The sequence below is a fragment of the Scardovia wiggsiae F0424 genome, assembly GCF_000269605.1.
Classification (GTDB): Bacteria; Actinomycetota; Actinomycetes; order Actinomycetales; family Bifidobacteriaceae; genus Scardovia; species Scardovia wiggsiae.
Genome location: NZ_AKCI01000001.1, coordinates 258,368 through 274,411 on the forward strand (window position 1 = coordinate 258,368; position 16,044 = coordinate 274,411).

General features: G+C 54.0%; 12 protein-coding genes. 8 read left to right on the forward strand and 4 right to left on the reverse strand.

Going from position 1 to position 16,044, the window contains the following annotated elements:
- Positions 1-31: 31 nt before the first annotated feature.
- Positions 32-760 (reverse strand): uracil-DNA glycosylase, encoded by a 729-nt coding sequence (locus HMPREF9156_RS0101240; protein WP_029246303.1) that lies wholly within the window; start codon positions 758-760, stop codon positions 32-34.
- A gap of 185 nt (positions 761-945) precedes the next feature.
- Here HMPREF9156_RS0101240 and HMPREF9156_RS0101245 point away from each other — a divergent pair, with 185 nt between their 5' ends.
- Both HMPREF9156_RS0101245 and groL read left to right on the forward strand, forming a co-directional pair.
- Positions 946-1,566 (forward strand): LytR C-terminal domain-containing protein, encoded by a 621-nt coding sequence (locus HMPREF9156_RS0101245; protein ID WP_007148119.1) that lies wholly within the window; start codon positions 946-948, stop codon positions 1,564-1,566.
- Positions 1,567-1,793: 227 nt separating this feature from the next.
- The gene (gene groL, locus HMPREF9156_RS0101250) at positions 1,794-3,407 is read left to right on the forward strand and encodes a chaperonin GroEL (protein ID WP_007148120.1); all 1,614 of its coding nucleotides are present in this window, start codon (positions 1,794-1,796) and stop codon (positions 3,405-3,407) included.
- A 120-nt stretch (positions 3,408-3,527) separates the two neighbouring features.
- On the opposite strand, the gene HMPREF9156_RS0101255 is transcribed toward groL, so the two are convergent.
- Positions 3,528-3,818, reverse strand: coding sequence for a WXG100 family type VII secretion target (locus HMPREF9156_RS0101255; RefSeq protein ID WP_007148121.1), 291 nt, complete (start codon positions 3,816-3,818; stop codon positions 3,528-3,530).
- A 359-nt stretch (positions 3,819-4,177) separates the two neighbouring features.
- Here HMPREF9156_RS0101255 and HMPREF9156_RS0101265 point away from each other — a divergent pair, with 359 nt between their 5' ends.
- From HMPREF9156_RS0101265 to HMPREF9156_RS0101280, 4 genes are all read left to right on the forward strand, one after another.
- Positions 4,178-4,927, forward strand: a complete 750-nt coding sequence (locus HMPREF9156_RS0101265; RefSeq protein ID WP_007148122.1) for a response regulator transcription factor — start codon at positions 4,178-4,180, stop codon at positions 4,925-4,927.
- A 103-nt stretch (positions 4,928-5,030) separates the two neighbouring features.
- Positions 5,031-7,286, forward strand: a complete 2,256-nt coding sequence (locus HMPREF9156_RS0101270; RefSeq protein WP_007148123.1) for a HAMP domain-containing sensor histidine kinase — start codon at positions 5,031-5,033, stop codon at positions 7,284-7,286.
- Positions 7,287-7,401: 115 nt separating this feature from the next.
- Entirely contained in the window at positions 7,402-7,791 is a 390-nt protein-coding gene (locus HMPREF9156_RS0101275; RefSeq protein ID WP_007148124.1) for a cold-shock protein, read from the forward strand.
- A gap of 63 nt (positions 7,792-7,854) precedes the next feature.
- Positions 7,855-8,745 carry a DUF3027 domain-containing protein gene (locus HMPREF9156_RS0101280; RefSeq protein WP_007148125.1) on the forward strand — a complete coding sequence of 297 codons (891 nt, stop codon included), beginning with the start codon at positions 7,855-7,857 and terminating at the stop codon, positions 8,743-8,745.
- Positions 8,746-8,811: 66 nt separating this feature from the next.
- Here the strand turns inward: HMPREF9156_RS0101280 and HMPREF9156_RS0101285 are convergent, their stop codons facing one another.
- Positions 8,812-9,813 carry a universal stress protein gene (locus tag HMPREF9156_RS0101285; protein ID WP_007148126.1) on the reverse strand — a complete coding sequence of 334 codons (1,002 nt, stop codon included), beginning with the start codon at positions 9,811-9,813 and terminating at the stop codon, positions 8,812-8,814.
- A gap of 272 nt (positions 9,814-10,085) precedes the next feature.
- Here HMPREF9156_RS0101285 and HMPREF9156_RS0101290 point away from each other — a divergent pair, with 272 nt between their 5' ends.
- Together HMPREF9156_RS0101290 and HMPREF9156_RS0101295 are read left to right on the forward strand one after the other, a co-directional pair.
- On the forward strand, positions 10,086-12,770 hold the full coding sequence (locus HMPREF9156_RS0101290) for an ATP-dependent Clp protease ATP-binding subunit (RefSeq protein WP_007148127.1): 2,685 nt from the start codon (positions 10,086-10,088) through the stop codon (positions 12,768-12,770).
- A 179-nt stretch (positions 12,771-12,949) separates the two neighbouring features.
- Positions 12,950-14,836: an ATP-binding cassette domain-containing protein gene (locus HMPREF9156_RS0101295; RefSeq protein ID WP_007148128.1), complete on the forward strand. Its 1,887-nt coding sequence runs from the start codon at positions 12,950-12,952 to the stop codon at positions 14,834-14,836.
- Here HMPREF9156_RS0101295 and HMPREF9156_RS0101300 read toward each other — a convergent pair.
- The gene (locus tag HMPREF9156_RS0101300) at positions 14,815-16,041 is read right to left on the reverse strand and encodes a sensor histidine kinase (protein ID WP_155998888.1); all 1,227 of its coding nucleotides are present in this window, start codon (positions 16,039-16,041) and stop codon (positions 14,815-14,817) included. The genes HMPREF9156_RS0101295 and HMPREF9156_RS0101300 overlap by 22 nt on opposite strands.
- Positions 16,042-16,044: the final 3 nt, after the last annotated feature.

Genomic DNA, 16,044 nt, shown 5'->3' on the forward strand with positions numbered 1-16,044 from the left:
GCGGGTATACAGATCCCTGTTGCGGGAAGCCTCAGCCCTGGTGTCCCTGGGAGAGGTCCCAGTTTACAGGTGCAGCCCCCTGCTGCTCCAGATACGCATTCGCGCGTGAGAAAGGCCTGGACCCGAAAAATCCTCTGCTGGCGGAAAGCGGGCTTGGATGCGCCGATTTGATTATTTCAGCGTGGGGCAGCAGCGGTTCCAGGGATTGCGCATTACGCCCCCAGAGTATTGCAACGAGCGGAAGTGGCTGCCCCTGCCTGTCGGTGCGGCTGTCCAGCGTACGGATAGCCTGCTCGGTGACCTGTTCCCAGCCTTTGCTCTGGTGGCTGTTCGGAGCTCCTGCGCGGACGGTCAGGGACCTGTTGAGCAGCATGACCCCCTGTTCCACCCAGGGGGTGAGGTCGCCGTTCGGCGGCGCAGGCACATGGACGTCATCCATAAGCTCTTTATAAATGTTGCGCAGGCTGCCCGGTATAGGGTCAACATCAGGGGCGACGCAGAAGCTCAGGCCGACAGGATGTCCTGGGGTGGGGTAGGGGTCCTGTCCCACGATAAGGATTTTGACATTACTGACAGGCAGCTGGAATGCGCGGAATATATTGCCGCTTGAGGGGAGGGTAGCATGGCCCTGCGCGTGTTCCTGCCGCAGAAAATCGCCCATGCGGCGGATAACGGGCTCGACCGGTTCCAGCGCGCGGGCCCAGCTGGGATCCATGATATCGCTTAATGCTTTTCGGGGAGGGGCGGGAGATTGCGTCATAGGACTTATAGTAGTACGCACTGTAGCCCTTTCCCAGGCTTTAGGCTTTGGATGCAGGGGCATTCCGAATCCCGGTGCGTATAAGCCTCAGGATTTTGCAAACATATTGTAGCGATTTATAAAGGGATATAAATTGTATATGGCGATCCAGTATAAACTCACTGTAGATATCATTAGGAGGACTTATGGCATCCGGCAGCAATCGTGATAATACATTGGTCGATGATGAGTTTAGCCAGGCAGCAGGTACGCCAGGCGGTGCGCATCGCGGCAGGAAAGGCCTTGCTGTAAGGCTGCGCCCCTATATTATCGTAGTCGCTGTAGCGGCATGCCTCGGCATCCTGCTGTGGATGTGGGTCTCGGGTACTTTCAGCGGCCATCCTACAACGTCGTATACCAAGGCGGCTGCTTCCGTGTCTTCTTCCCCCTCGGCATCCTCCAAGGAAAGCACTTCCGGCAATTCTGCTGGTTCGGGATCATCGTCGCCTTCGGCTTCCAGCTCTTCCGGGCCGTCTTCTTCCTCGGGGAGCCAGGAAGCAGATAAGGGGACCCAGATCATTATCTATAACGGTGGGCATACGAAGGGGCTTGCAGCTTCAAAACAAGCCCAGCTCACTCAGGCAGGCTACACCCATGTTTCTGCCATGAACCCCGCAAACCGGTCAGTGCTTCCATCGCAGCAGACAGTATGGTATAAGGCAGAATCAGATAAGGCTGCCGCCCAGGCCGTTGCACAGCAGCTCGGCATATCTTCCGTGTCCCAGAGGGCGAATATAGCTGCGCCTGTAGTGGTGATCGTCCGCTAGCCCGGGGCCTCCCTGCCTTCCCTGTTTATTCCGGATTGGCGGCGGGTCACGCTTGAAGCATATTTTTTAGGGTGTTTCGCAAAAAAGTTGGCACTCGACGAGGCAGAGTGCTAATCTCATTTTTAGCACTCGAAGCATGGGAGTGATAATCGATAGCTGACGGTTGAGCGTCACGAACATGTGCGAGTGATGACGTAAGCCATTGTTCATTACAAAAAGAGGATAGTATGGCAAAGATTATTAAGTATGATGAAGAGGCGCGCCAGGGCATGCTTGAAGGCCTTGATGAGCTCGCAGACACCGTTAAGGTAACCCTTGGGCCCAAAGGCCGCAATGTTGTCCTTGACAAAACCTATGGTGCTCCGACGATCACCAATGATGGCGTTTCCATTGCAAAGGAAATTGACCTTGAGGACCCTTATGCACGTATTGGTGCTGAGCTGGTCAAGGAAGTTGCCAAGAAAACAGATGATGTAGCCGGTGACGGTACTACGACAGCAACTGTACTTGCCCAGGCGCTGGTGCACGAAGGGCTTAAGAATGTGACAGCAGGGTCGAACCCTATCGCATTGCGCCGCGGTATTGAAAAAGCATCTGATGCGATTGTCCGCCAGCTGCTTGCTACTGCAAAGCCGGTTGAGACAAAAGACCAGATAGCAGCTACTGCAACGATTTCTGCAGGCGACCCTGAAGTCGGCGAGAAGATCGCTGAGGCACTGGATAAAGTTGGGCAGGACGGTGTTGTTACTGTAGAAGATAATAACAAGTTCGGCCTTGACCTCGAATTCACTGAGGGTATGCGCTTCGATAAAGGTTATATTTCCCCCTATTTCGTCACCAATCCGGATGACCAGACTGCAGTTCTTGAGGATCCGTACATTTTGCTGACTTCAGGAAAGGTCTCAAGCCAGCAGGATATTGTGCACATTGCCGAGCTGGTTATGAAATCAGGCAAGCCGCTCCTCATCGTTGCTGAAGATGTTGACGGTGAAGCACTGCCGACCCTCGTCCTTAACAAGATCCGCGGTACTTTCAACACGGTAGCTGTAAAGGCTCCGGGCTTCGGCGACCGCCGCAAGGCAATGCTGCAGGATATGGCTATTCTTACCGGTGCCCAGGTAGTATCTGATGAGCTTGGCCTTAAGCTTGACTCTATTGATGATACAGTCCTCGGCCATGCTGCCAAGGTTATTGTTTCCAAGGATGAAACAACTATCGTTTCCGGCGCCGGCACTAAGGAAGACGTAGATGCCCGCGTTGCTCAGATCCGTTCGGAGATCGAGGACTCCGATTCTGATTATGACCGCGAAAAGCTCCAGGAACGTCTTGCCAAGCTTGCAGGCGGCGTCGCTGTGATCAAGGTTGGTGCCGCTACTGAGGTTGAGGCCAAAGAGCGCAAGCACCGTATTGAAGATGCGGTGCGCAATGCCAAGGCTGCTATCGAGGAAGGCCTGCTTCCCGGCGGAGGCGTTGCCCTGGTGCAGGCTGCTGCTGATGTCCGCAAAGATGTCAATCTTGACGGCGATGAAGGTACCGGTGCAGACATCGTATTCCGTGCCATTGAAGCGCCGCTGAAGCAGATTGCCCAGAATGCGGGTCTGTCCGGCGAAGTCGTTATTGATAAGGTGCGCACGCTTTCCGCGGGACATGGCCTGAATGCCGCGACCGGCGAATACGGCGACCTCATGGCTGCAGGCGTTACGGACCCTGTTAAGGTGACCCGTTCTGCCCTGCAGAATGCGGCTTCCATTGCCGGGCTTTTCCTGACAACTGAGGCAGTTGTTGCCAATAAGCCGGAACCTCCGGCGCCGGCAGCCCCTCAGCAGGATATGGGCTACTAAAAAAGCGCAGGCCTGAGCTTGTTTCGGCGCAGGCTGCAGAAGATCAAGCTTTAAGGGCTGGCTGGTTTTCAGCCGGCCCTTAAACTTTTTTGTGGTATGGGCGATCTCCATTGCCTGCGGTCAGTTGGCAAAAAGGTGCTGGGCATCAGCCTCAGCCTGTGCATATGCAGCTGAGGCGCGGCTCATGGACTGCTGGATATTCTGCAGCGACTGTTCCATCTGCTGCTGGGCCGCACGCCACTGCTCCATAACCCCTTTGAACCTTGCTGCAGCTGCCCCCTGCCATGCGCTCTGGAGATCCTGCAGGTTTGCATACATTGTTCCTACAGACTCCCGGATCCTTGTTACTGATGTATTGACTGCAGCGCTTGCGGACTGTAACCTGTCCGAGTCAACACGGTATGTTGCCATAGTACTCCTTTAGTTTTTGAGGATATCTGCAGCAGATACCCTGCCGGTATCCTTCCTGTTCCGATTTTGCAGTGCGCCTTTCCCCGTATTCCTCCGTCAGGCAATAAAGGTTCCAGCCGCAGGATCAAGCCTATAGCAGCCATGCATGGCAGCGAAGTATTCTATGGGATGTGGCTGGATGTGGACAACACGCAAGTTACGCAGCTTGACAGCCATATAATATGTATAGTAATTATAGCTTATCTACAGGCAGCTTAATACTAAGGATTGAGCCAATCTTCACCTGGACGCATAGAATTTGCTACTAATTCGCGGGAAATTTTCAGGTAATCATCAGGAGCATATTTAGAATAAGAGGTATGGCAAATAATCCAGAAGCAACTATTGTAGTAGTTGATGATGAACCTTCGATTCGCGAACTGGTATCCGCGAGTCTGCACTTTTCCGGGTTTGACGTAAAAACGGCATCAAACGGTACAGAAGCCATTGATGTCATTACTCAGACCAATCCCGACCTTGTAGTACTGGACGTTATGCTCCCGGATATTGACGGTTTTACAGTAACACGCCGTATCCGCCAGCAGGGCGTGGAAGCGCCGGTGCTGTTCCTCACCGCCCGTGATGATACGCAGGACAAGGTCATGGGCCTTACAGTCGGCGGCGATGACTATGTGACCAAGCCGTTCAGCCTGGAAGAGGTCGTAGCGCGCATCCGTGCAATCCTCAGGCGCACCAAGGAGCAGGTTGAGGATGACCCCGTGATCCGCGTGGCTGACCTTGAGATAAACGAGGATTCCCATGATGTGACCCGCCATGGCGTACTTGTTGATCTCAGCCCTACGGAATACAAGCTCCTCAGGTACCTCATGGATAATGAGGGCCGTGTGCTCAGCAAAGCACAGATCCTTGACCATGTGTGGCAGTACGACTGGGGCGGGGACGCGGCAATCGTTGAGTCCTATATTTCCTATCTGCGTAAAAAGATTGACGGTGTAACGTATACTGACGATAAAGGAAATGAGCAGAAAGTAGTGCCTGTTATCCAGACAAAACGCGGTATCGGGTATATGATCCGCGAACCGCGCGATATGAATGGGGTGCATGCATAGCATACAGGTGTGAATACTTTTATCAGGTATCAGCGGAAAGCAGAGGCGTTTGAGTTCGTGAGGGGTCAGACGCCTCTGTCTTACGCACCGTAAGGATAGGATGATGAGCAAAGATTCGCAGAGCAGGGCACCGCAGCCGCAGGCGGATACATCCGGAATACCCGGTACTGCGGCGCATAATGCTGCCGCTGCTGGAAGCCGCGGGCACAGCGGCAGTGCCAGGCCGGGTGCGCATCGGAGCCCCAGGGAGGGTTTTTTCAGGCGGAACAGCCGGAACAATAAACTGAATACTGGACGCATCCCTCTGACCGTGAGCCTTACAGTTATAGTTTTTGTCATCATCCTTGTTGCAGGGATCATCATGACCTTTGCAGCATACGAACTGGTACAGTCGGCACTTAATGATCAGACGAATACCCAGCTGAAGCAGCAGGCTGATTCGATCAGGAATAATGTGACTCTGATCCAGCGCCAGGCTGCCAGGAAAAACAATATCCCCGATATCCCGGCCCCTGGTTCCAACGGCCAGATGGATTCGGCGAGTTCCAAGGATACTGCACAGGCACTTGATGATTTCCTTGAAGCGCAGGGTGCGAACGGCCCCACGGATTATTTCCTCCAGATCAGGGATACGAATAACACCATCCTTGCCACGCCGTTTACGCCTTTTGCCAGCAACAATATGATCTCCGTCCCCCGCCTGAGCGAAACAGATTCCATAAAAAAGCAGGTGCCGACGGACGGGGAACCGGTAACGGTGCCTGCCAACGTCCATATATACAGCAATAACTATGATCAGAAAATCTATGAAAGGGCGGCCACGGACTGGCGTGTAATGGCTGTCAGCATCATTAATTCTGAGACCGGGAAAACTGAGTATGTCGTTTATGTTGCGCGGTCGCTGTTCTGGCAGCGTGATGCAGCCCGCAGGGTCGTGCAGTATTTCATCATTGTTGATATTGCGGTCATCGTATGCGGTGCAGTGCTGTCCCTTATACTGATCCTCAGGGCTTTAAGGCCTTTGAAGCGTATTGAGAAAACCGCCGCCGAGATCGCAGGGGGCAACCTTTCCGAACGTATCCCCGAGGGGTCTGCCAATACCGAAGTAGGCTCCCTTTCTTCTTCGCTCAATGCCATGCTGTCCCGCATTGAGTACAGTTTCAAGAAACAGGAAGATACGACTAACCAGATGAAGCGCTTTGTTTCTGATGCCAGCCATGAGCTCCGTACCCCGCTGGCCGCTATCCACGGGTATGCCGAGCTGTACAGGATGCAGCGCAGAACCCCCGGTGCACAGGAACGTGCCGATGCAACGATCGATCATATTGAAATATCCTCTACCCGCATGTCGTCGCTGGTCGAAGCCCTGCTTTCCCTTGCCAGGCTGGACGAAGGCCGCGGTATCGATCTCGGCCAGAAGATCGGGGTGGACCAGATAGTAAAAGAATCTGCCGAAGATCTGCATGCACTTGACCCTAACAGGCATATAACGCTTGGGCGGCTGGTCATTGACGGGGATGATATGCTCAATAAGATCGCTTCGGTTGCCTCCGGTACTGTGCAGCCGGTATCCCAGCTGAACCGTTTTAACGGCAGGCGGCATACGGATACTGGCAGAACACACGGATATAACGGCAGGGATGCCGGCGGCAATGCTGCACAGGCACCTGCCCCTGTGCCTTCCCCCGCAGGCAGCAGGATATCTGTAGTCGAATCCAGCCTGCCGCCGGTTACGATAGGAGGGGATCCGACACGGCTTCGCCAGGTACTGACTAACATTATCGGCAATATCCACAGGTATACTCCTGCAGATTCGCCTGTAGAAATTGGCGTAAGCATGGTGAAAGCTGTCACATCGACAGCAGACCTGAGCAAATATGACCCGAATGAAGAGACGCTCGGCACTTTCCTCGAAGATGTGGCGAGGGCGAACAGGACGAATTCAGGGAGGGAATTTGTTGTGATCCGTGTGAGTGACCACGGTTCGGGTATTGATCCTGCGAAGATGGAAAAGATATTCGAGCGTTTTTATACTACTGACCCCTCGCGCGCCCGGCAAAGGGGAGGAAGCGGCCTGGGAATGTCTATTGCGCTTGCTGTGGTCAAGGCCCACCATGGGTTTATCTGTGCTTCAACAACTCCCGGCGGCGGGCTCAGCTTTACTATCGTCCTTCCTGCATCGCAGACGAGGATGTTCCTTGACCGTAATGACTATGCCGAACTGTCAGGGATCTCCGTGGCTGATGCACGCAGGAACAGGGAGGCACAGAAGCGCCGGAGGAAACGCGGGAAAGAAGGGGAAAGCCAGCCTGCAGAGGCAGTGCAGCCCGGCCGGGATATGCCAAACTCTAAATCGTAGGGTAGAATCGTATATAGTCGTATACGTAACGGAAAAATCGGGAATATTTTAGCTTGTGTGCTGTTCAGGACTGAGTAACAGCATCCGGGTGGAATCAGGCAGACAGAGGTGTGATATGCCAACAGGAAAAATTCGCTGGTTCGAAGCAAAAAAAGGTTATGGCTTTATTACAGGCGATGATGGGGAAGATATCTTCCTTCCCAAAACCGCTTTGCCGGCAGGCGTAACAACGCTGCGCAAGGGGGCAAAAGTCGAGTTTTCCCGTGTTGACGGGCGTAAGGGCCCCCAGGCGATGGATGTTGTTGTGCTCGGTCCTGCGCCGTCAGTGATCAAGGCGACCCGCCCTAAGGCCGATGATATGGCAGCGATCGTGGAAGACCTGATCAAGCTGCTTGACGCTGCGGGCAACAGCCTGAGGCGCCACAGGTACCCTTCCGCGCAGGAGTCCCATAAGCTGGCAACTATGCTTCGTGCAGTTGCTGACGATTTCGATGTCCAGGATTAAACGCGCATGGCATAGAGAGCCGCGGAATAGGGAATTTTTCCAGGAAACAGTTCTAGGAGCATAATGGCTGAGACTAATGACCAGGAGCAGGATCCGAAGGCGCTTGCATACAGGGCGGCTGTTGAAGCTGCTGAGGACCCTCAGGATGTTGGCGGGTATGTGGATGCCCGTGTATCCGATGAAGACGCGAATATCCATGATTACCGTTTTGAGTCAGGCATCGCGGGGTATGAAGGGTGGCAGTGGTCCATTACGATGTACCACGACCCTGACACTGGCAGATGGACAGTAGATGAGTCATCACTGGTCCCCTCTGGCAAGGCGCTTCTCGCGCCGCGGTGGATCCCGTGGAAAGAACGCATCACTCCTGACGACCTTTCGCCTACTGATGTTCTGGGCACTGATGAGGATGATCCCCGGATGGAGCCTGGGGCAGGGGACCCTTCTGATAGTAATGAGGGAACTGGTGATGAGAGGGAGTCCGGCCCAGATACGTCGCAGGAGGATGTTTTTTCTGCGGTCAGTGAGTTTATGCTCGGACGCCGGCATGTTATGACTGCTGCTGCGCGTGAGGAAACAGCGAAACGGTGGTACAACGGGCCGCACGGGCCGAAGTCCATGTCTACCCAGGCGGCAGACGGCAACACCTGCGGATCCTGCGCTTTCTTCATCCCTCTCCAGGGCGAACTGGGGACCATGTTTGGTGTGTGCGCCAATAAGTGGAGCCAGGATGACGGAAAAGTGGTCTCCCTGGATCATGGCTGCGGCGGACATTCTGAGATTGAGCCTCCTGAACCGACCGAGCTGTGGGTGCAGTCTGACCTGCGTGTAGATGATGACCTTGATATAGAGATCGTCCCTCAGGCTCCGCGTGAGGAAAATCCTGAGGTTGAGCTTATTGAAGAGTCTGAGTCTGCAGCTGCAGACGGGCCGGCTGGCGAAGGCAGGGATTAGGCTGCGTCCGGCAGTTCCGGACCCATACCGGCGCTACAGCCGTACTGTGCATATATTTACGTATATTTAGTGGACAATCGTTACTGTACACCGCGCGCTGTCGAGGAGCTGGCGGCTGACTGAACCGAGCATCACAGCATCAAGGCCGGTCAGGCCGCGGGACCCTACGATCAGCCGGTTCGCATACCGCGAGGCGCTTTGCAGACCTTTTACGGCACTGATATGGAATGCATGCTGGTTCACCCGTACTGATTGGGGGATATGGGCATCGGAGACGATATCGGCAACGATTTTATCCGCATACTCCTGGGCCTCATCATGCGACGGCACGGCATGCGTCCTGTCGGCGATCTCAGAGAGGTTCTTTATCCTCCAGCAGTATATGACCTGGAGCGGCCGTCCGGTAGCCTGCGCTTCTTCTGCAGCGAAAGCAAGTGCGCGTTTGGATACGGCCGACCCGTCTACTCCTGCCACGATCGGCATAAGCGCAGAACCGAGCATTTCAGATTCGGTTACCGAAATCTCGCCTCCCTCATCACTGTCTTCCTGGCCTGTGGAGCGCCCGGCACCCTCGGGTTTGAGTGCTTTGGCGATTGATCCTTCGGCAGCTGTTTCTTCGGCTGTATCTGCATGGACTATTGTTACAGGGACCTGGGCGCGGTCAAGGAGGGAATCCGACATGGAACCGAGGAACCATCTGGCCAGCCTGCTTAGTGACCTTCTCCCTACGATTATCTGGTGTGAATTTTTGCCTATGTTCAGGAGCGCTGTGGATCCTGCAGCATGGACTGAAGTCAGGGTGAGCCTGTCCCGGTCGAAATCAATGCCGCGGCTTGCCCTTTCAGCCCATTCGTTGAGCTCCATGGTGATAAACTTGTGGATCTTTTCCCATTCAGCTTCATTCTCGGGACGTTCCCCCATATCCCAGGAATGAGTCCATCCATATACAGCGTTGACATTCTGCCCGGTTGCAGCGGATTCACGCAGCGCCCAGTTCAGCGCGGCGAAAGACTCGTCTGACCCGTCAACTCCAACAACGATGTCGGCCAGCTTCTGTGTGTCTGACATGCGGACTCCCTTCTGTATAGCCTCGAGCCACTATGCCTGCCATTCCCAGTGTAGCCCCTTACAGAGCCGGTACGCAACGCGCGGGGATATTTTTACGAAATTCAGGGATATATAAGGCTGTTGATTATGCATGTATTTATAGTTGAGCCAGAGCAACGCAACTTTTGCGTTAACGGCGTAATTCATCAAAAACGGGAACAGGAGTCACAACAAATCTGTATAGTTTAGTGTAGTTATTCCTTTATGAGATACACGATACAAGAGGAAAGTTTATGTTTGAACGTTTTACAGACAGGGCACGGCGTGTGATCGTCCTGGCCCAGGAAGAAGCCCGTGCGCTGAAGCATAACTATATTGGTACGGAGCATCTTCTCCTTGGCCTTATCCGTGAAGGTGAAGGCGTAGCGGCGAAAGCCCTTGCAGCTAAAGGTGTTGAGCTTGATGCAGCCCGCAGCCAGATCGAAGAGATGATCGGCAAGGGGTCTGCGTCTCCAGCAGGGCATATCCCGTTCACGCCCCATGCGCGGCAGGTTGTTGAACTTTCTTTGCGTGAAGCCCTCCAGCTGGGCCACAGCTATATTGGTACGGAGCATCTTCTCCTTGGCCTTATCCGTGAAGGCGAAGGCGTGGGGACCCAGGTCCTTATAAAAATGGGTGTTGATGTCTCAGACCTGCGCTCCAGTGTGATCAATGCGATCCGTGATACCGGCACCAGCAGCTCAAATGACGATATGGTCAACGCCGGAGGGATGGGGGATCAGTCGGGGAAAAACGGTTCATCCCTGCTTGACCAGTTTGGGCGCAACCTTACCGCTGAAGCCGGGGATGGGAAACTTGACCCTGTTATTGGGCGCAGCAACGAGATCGAACGTGTGATGGTCGTCCTGTCGCGGCGCACCAAGAATAATCCTGTGCTTATAGGCGAACCGGGCGTTGGCAAGACTGCCGTAGTAGAGGGGCTTGCGCAGAAGATCGTTGCAGGCGATGTCCCCGAGACCCTTAAGGGCAAGCAGGTATACGCACTCGACCTTGGTTCAATGATTGCCGGCTCCCGGTACCGCGGCGATTTTGAGGAACGCCTGAAAAAAGTCCTTAAAGAGATCAGGACCCGCGGCGATATCGTGCTCTTTATTGATGAGATCCATACTATCGTCGGTGCAGGGTCGGCAGACGGTGCAATGGGTGCTTCCGATATGCTCAAGCCGATGCTGGCGCGCGGCGAACTCCAGACTATCGGTGCTACTACAACAGATGAGTACCGTAAGTATATTGAAAAGGACGCAGCCCTGGAACGCCGCTTCCAGCCTATCCAGGTAGCTGAGCCTACTATCGCTGAAACTATTGAGATACTCAAAGGCCTTCGCAAGAAGTATGAGGACCATCATCATGTGACTATTACTGATGAGGCAATCCAGAGCGCGGCCGAGCTTTCCGCGCGCTATATCCAGGACCGTAACCTGCCGGACAAGGCTATCGACCTGATCGATGAGGCGGGCGCGCGCCTGCGCATCAAGAGGCTCACGGCCCCCAGCGCCCTTAAGGAGCTCGATATCAAGGTCGAGAAAGTCAAATCCGATAAGGACAAGGCTATTGCAGACCAGGATTTCGAAAAGGCTGCCTCCCTGCGGGATGCCCAGGAAAAGCTGGAACAGGAACGTAAAGACAAGGAAAAATCCTGGCGTGAAGGCGAATCTGATGTTTCCATGGTCGTGGATGAGGACACTATTGCCAATGTGATCTCTTCTTCCACAGGCATCCCTGTTTTCAAGCTGACGGAAACTGAATCCAAAAAGCTGCTTAACATGGAAAGCGAGCTCCATAAGCGTGTTATCGGGCAGGACGAGGCTGTTGAAGCCCTGTCTCGCTCTATCCGCCGTACCCGCGTGGGGCTGAAAGACCCTAAAAGGCCTTCCGGATCGTTTATTTTTGCAGGGCCGACGGGTGTGGGCAAAACAGAGCTTGCCAAAACGCTTGCAGAGTATCTGTTTGACGATGAGGATGCCCTTATCCGCGTAGATATGTCCGAGTTCGGCGAGAAGTATTCTACTTCACGCCTTTTTGGCGCGCCTCCGGGATATGTAGGCTATGAGGAAGGCGGTGAGCTGACTGAAAAGGTCCGCCGCAAGCCGTTCTCAGTGATCCTGTTTGATGAGATCGAAAAGGCGCATCCGGATATTTTCAATACGCTGCTCCAGGTGCTGGATGACGGCCACCTGACTGACGGACAGGGGCGCAAGGTCGATTTCAAGAATACGATCATCATTATGACTACGAACCTCGGCACAAGCAAGATATCGCAGGCGCAGAGCACAGGCTTCAATATCGGCGGGAATACTGATACCAGCTATCAGCGTATGAAAGACCAGGTGCAGAGCGAGCTTAAAGGGCAGTTCCGTCCTGAGTTCCTTAACCGCCTTGACGATATTATCGTCTTCAGGCAGCTGACTGAGCCTGAAGTACGCCAGATCGTGGAACTTGATGTCAGGACTCTGAACGACCGCCTGTTCGAGCGCCATATGTCCGTAGAGCTTACCGGCGCGGCTAAGGACCTGCTCGCCCAGAAGGGTTTTGATCCGCTGCTGGGGGCCCGCCCGCTGCAGCGTGTGATCCAGCGCGATGTTGAAGATGCCATATCCGAGAAGATACTCCTTGGAGATCTGAAGGAAAATGAGCAGATTGTTGTTGATGCTGAAGGCGAAGGTATCCTTGGTGAATTCACTTTTACCAGCCGGCCTTTTGATTTCAGCGTTGGGAACGGGGGCGGCATCCCTGCTGCGGATTCCGGTGATACTGAGGCCGGCAGCCCTGAAGGTCCTTCTGCTGAACCGGTGCCTGTTGGTGCTGATATTGCGCCTGAAGGTGCTGGCAATGCCGGGCTGCAGGGGCATCCTGACGATACCGGCGGTACAGGCAGTTCTGCAGCGGAACCGCTGCCTCAGGATAATCCGACAGAATAAATAACGGCAGGCTTAGGTTCCTGGGTCCAAACTGAGCCGGGTGAGCGTAAGAAAGTGCGGTGCTTTATCGGTACCGCACTTTTGCTGTTTAGGCCTGTGTCCCCAGGTATTCAGCTTTTGTTATAATGATTACGGCTTGCGGGCAAAATAGGCAGACCATACGTGACAAGGGGAATACGATGAATACGGATCAGAAGCCTAAGCAGTCGCTGGGCAAGCGTATGAAAGCAGTGGTCCATTCATGCGGATGGAGCCTGCGGACAGCGCTGAAGACCGCACCTGCAGCATTTATCTCTTTACTGGTTATGAGCGCTTTAAGCGGTGTGACACCAGGACTGCAGACGTATGTTGTAGGGTCACTGACACAGTCAGTAGCGTCAGGTTCCCGTCCAGCGGCCCTGTGGTGGGCTGCCGCAACAGGTGTCCTTGTTGCCTTTACTATGGCAACGTCGATACTGACGGAATCAGTTAACCTGTTTGTCAGCGACCGGATACTGAATGCCTGCTTCAAAATGGTCAACAGTACTATCGCACGTATCAGCCCTGCCCGCCTGACCCGTGAGCGCAAAGCGGAAGAGGCCCGCCAGGCAAGGGAAGCTGTGAATAATATGGCAGTGTCTTCCCAGTCAAGCGGTATAGCTTCCATACTTTCCATGATCGTTGTCTGTGTGTCGCTGCTCCTGTCGATCTGGTATCTCAGTCCTCTTGCGGCCATCCTGGTGATACTGTGCTTATTCCCCATAACTGTAGCTGCCGCTATCCTGGCAAATGTGGAGGCTGTGGTCTGGCCAAAGATCGTTAAAATGAACAGGCGGTCGGAATATTTTGAGAACCAGATCACATATGAGCAGCAGGCGCACGAGCTTGCGCAGCTCCAGGGGCGCAAATATGTGGCGAAGCTCGCCAATGATAAACGTGATGAAGCGCTGAAAGGCAACCTTTACCTTGACCGTATCTACTTATCAGGTATGCTGGTTGCCGGCTTTCTGATCCTCGTTTTCGTTGTAGGGGCACTTATCGCGCTTATCAACAATAATGTCAGCGCCCCTGTCCTTTCAGGCGTCCTTGTAGGTATCCTGTCCGGGATAGTCAGCATGGCCAGCCTGGGATACAGGCTGGGAGGCATGGCGAAAAATTCTGTGTCAATAGAGGCGTTTATCTCATTCATCCACAGCAACGATAATGAGGATAAAGCTGAAGCCGCTGGACAGCCCGCCGGCAGCCCGGCGCAGCAGCATGGCAGTACCCGTGATGCGCAGAAAGGAAGTGCTTATGCCCATATCCCTGCCGCTGCCCGCAGCAGCACATTAGCTGGTTCGCCGCTGCTTAAGCTGGATGGCCTTACGGTAGTATATCCCGGGAAAACTGAGCCGTCCGTTGCTGACATCTCGTTTGAAGCCCGTATGGGTGAAACGATTGCCCTTGTGGGGCGCAACGGTGCAGGCAAAACAACGACGCTGCAGGCTATGCTCGGTGTGGTGCCTGCGCAGGGCGGGACCCTGATACTTAACGGCGAGGATATAACCGCTGAAGGATTTAATGAACGTATCAGCCATTTTGCTGTTATGCCTCAGGAATATAACCGTTTTGAATTTACTGTCCGCGATAACCTCCTCCTTGGGCTTCCCGAGGGTACGGTAGATGATGCTCAGATATGGGATGCCCTGCGTGCTGTGGAAGAGGAATCTGTGATACGCAGGCTGCCGCAGGGGCTGGATACCCAGCTTGGCGCAGAATGGGGAGGCGTAGGCCTGTCCGGCGGCGAATGGCAGCGGCTTGCACTTGCGCGTATGCTGCTGCGCCCTGCACCTGTCCGTGTGCTTGATGAGCCGACGAGCAATGTCGATTCGCAGTCGGAAGAGGTCATCTATTCCACGCTGTCGCAGGATTCGCATGAACATGCTACAGTGCTTGTATCCCACCGTGCGTGGACTTTGCAGAAGGTTGACCGGATATATGTATTCCGTGGCGGCAGGATAATTGAAACCGGCACATACAGGGACCTTATCAAGCCAGGGACTTATTTTGCTGAGTTGTTCGACTATCAGCTCAATGCCGGCGAATAGCTGCCAGGCACATACACGTAAATCATCCACTGGTTATCTTCCGTCCGCATCCTCAGCGTGCCGCCTAAGGCTTCAATAGCTTCTTTATGCATGCGGAGCCCGCGGCCGGAGGCCTCTGCACCCGGCAGCGGATCGGTATCCTTTATATCATTGGTTTCACGTATCGTGATCCCATCAGCATCGCCGACAATAGCCAGGGCATATGAATCCCTGCCTTGCGGTGCATGGCGCTGTATGTTCGCAAATATCTCAGTTATGACGGACAATATCTCAGCACGCGCAGCATCTGAAAAATGGGTATCAGCCCCATTTATTTTTACAGTGCCCGTAAATTTGAGGTTTTCCAGCCGTGACCGCTCCCTGCTGACAAAACTGTGCAGTTCCGGCAGGAGGCCTGCTGCCGCCGGCTGCCTGTTTCCGGGCTTAGCCGACAGCACTGTATCCCGGGCATATGTATCGTCATCCAGAAGATCCAGTATCTCATGTATCTGGGCGAAGGCCTGCGAAGAATGGTCGGCAACCAGTTTCCAGTCCTGTGCATCGGCTTCACTGATGCTATCCGTGGCGCCTGCCCCGCTATGGCTGTGCGCAATAAGCGAAATACCGGACAGGTTATTCGTCACGGAATCATGTATCCGTATAGCGAGGGCCTTCCTGTCCTGCATATTCTTCAGCCGTTCTTCCGTTATTTTCTGCTCCATACTGATACGCTGGGCATCAAGCTTTCTCCTGTGCTGGGAAAAAACTATGCCGGATAATAATCCTGCAGCGTAGAGCGCAGCCACCGCTACCCATGGTACCGGTTCCCACTGGTGGCTTACAGCCTCAGCAACGGTATGGATGGCAATACACACAGCAAGGGCGGCAAGGGATGCCCGAAGGGAGGAATAATATGCAAGGACACCAATAGCAATAATCTCTCCTGAAAGTACCAGAGGATGATTGGGCCCCTCGACCAATGGGGCGAGCAGGGCGAAGAAAAGGATGGCCCAGCAGCCATACTGCGTGAGCACCGGGAGCAGGAAAATCATTGTTAAATAGGGGACGAATATAAGCCAGAAAATACCGCTTCCGGGTGATATCATAAGGATTTCAAGGACGGAAAGGATCAGCCCGAAAACTGAAAGTACAATAAGCCAGGTATGGCTGGAATATTGCGACAGATAGTGTCGGAGTGTTTTTATCCTATGGGCATCCATCATCATAAT

Coding starts and splice junctions, on each gene's coding strand:
- HMPREF9156_RS0101290 (WP_007148127.1), top strand. CDS start 10,086: ATGTTTGAACGTTTTACAGACAGGGCACGGCGTGTGATCGTCCTGGCC.
- groL (WP_007148120.1), top strand. CDS start 1,794: ATGGCAAAGATTATTAAGTATGATGAAGAGGCGCGCCAGGGCATGCTT.
- HMPREF9156_RS0101280 (WP_007148125.1), top strand. CDS start 7,855: ATGGCTGAGACTAATGACCAGGAGCAGGATCCGAAGGCGCTTGCATAC.
- HMPREF9156_RS0101270 (WP_007148123.1), top strand. CDS start 5,031: ATGAGCAAAGATTCGCAGAGCAGGGCACCGCAGCCGCAGGCGGATACA.
- HMPREF9156_RS0101255 (WP_007148121.1), bottom strand. CDS start 3,818: ATGGCAACATACCGTGTTGACTCGGACAGGTTACAGTCCGCAAGCGCT.
- HMPREF9156_RS0101300 (WP_155998888.1), bottom strand. CDS start 16,041: ATGATGATGGATGCCCATAGGATAAAAACACTCCGACACTATCTGTCG.
- HMPREF9156_RS0101275 (WP_007148124.1), top strand. CDS start 7,402: ATGCCAACAGGAAAAATTCGCTGGTTCGAAGCAAAAAAAGGTTATGGC.
- HMPREF9156_RS0101240 (WP_029246303.1), bottom strand. CDS start 760: ATGACGCAATCTCCCGCCCCTCCCCGAAAAGCATTAAGCGATATCATG.
- HMPREF9156_RS0101295 (WP_007148128.1), top strand. CDS start 12,950: ATGAATACGGATCAGAAGCCTAAGCAGTCGCTGGGCAAGCGTATGAAA.
- HMPREF9156_RS0101265 (WP_007148122.1), top strand. CDS start 4,178: ATGGCAAATAATCCAGAAGCAACTATTGTAGTAGTTGATGATGAACCT.
- HMPREF9156_RS0101245 (WP_007148119.1), top strand. CDS start 946: ATGGCATCCGGCAGCAATCGTGATAATACATTGGTCGATGATGAGTTT.
- HMPREF9156_RS0101285 (WP_007148126.1), bottom strand. CDS start 9,813: ATGTCAGACACACAGAAGCTGGCCGACATCGTTGTTGGAGTTGACGGG.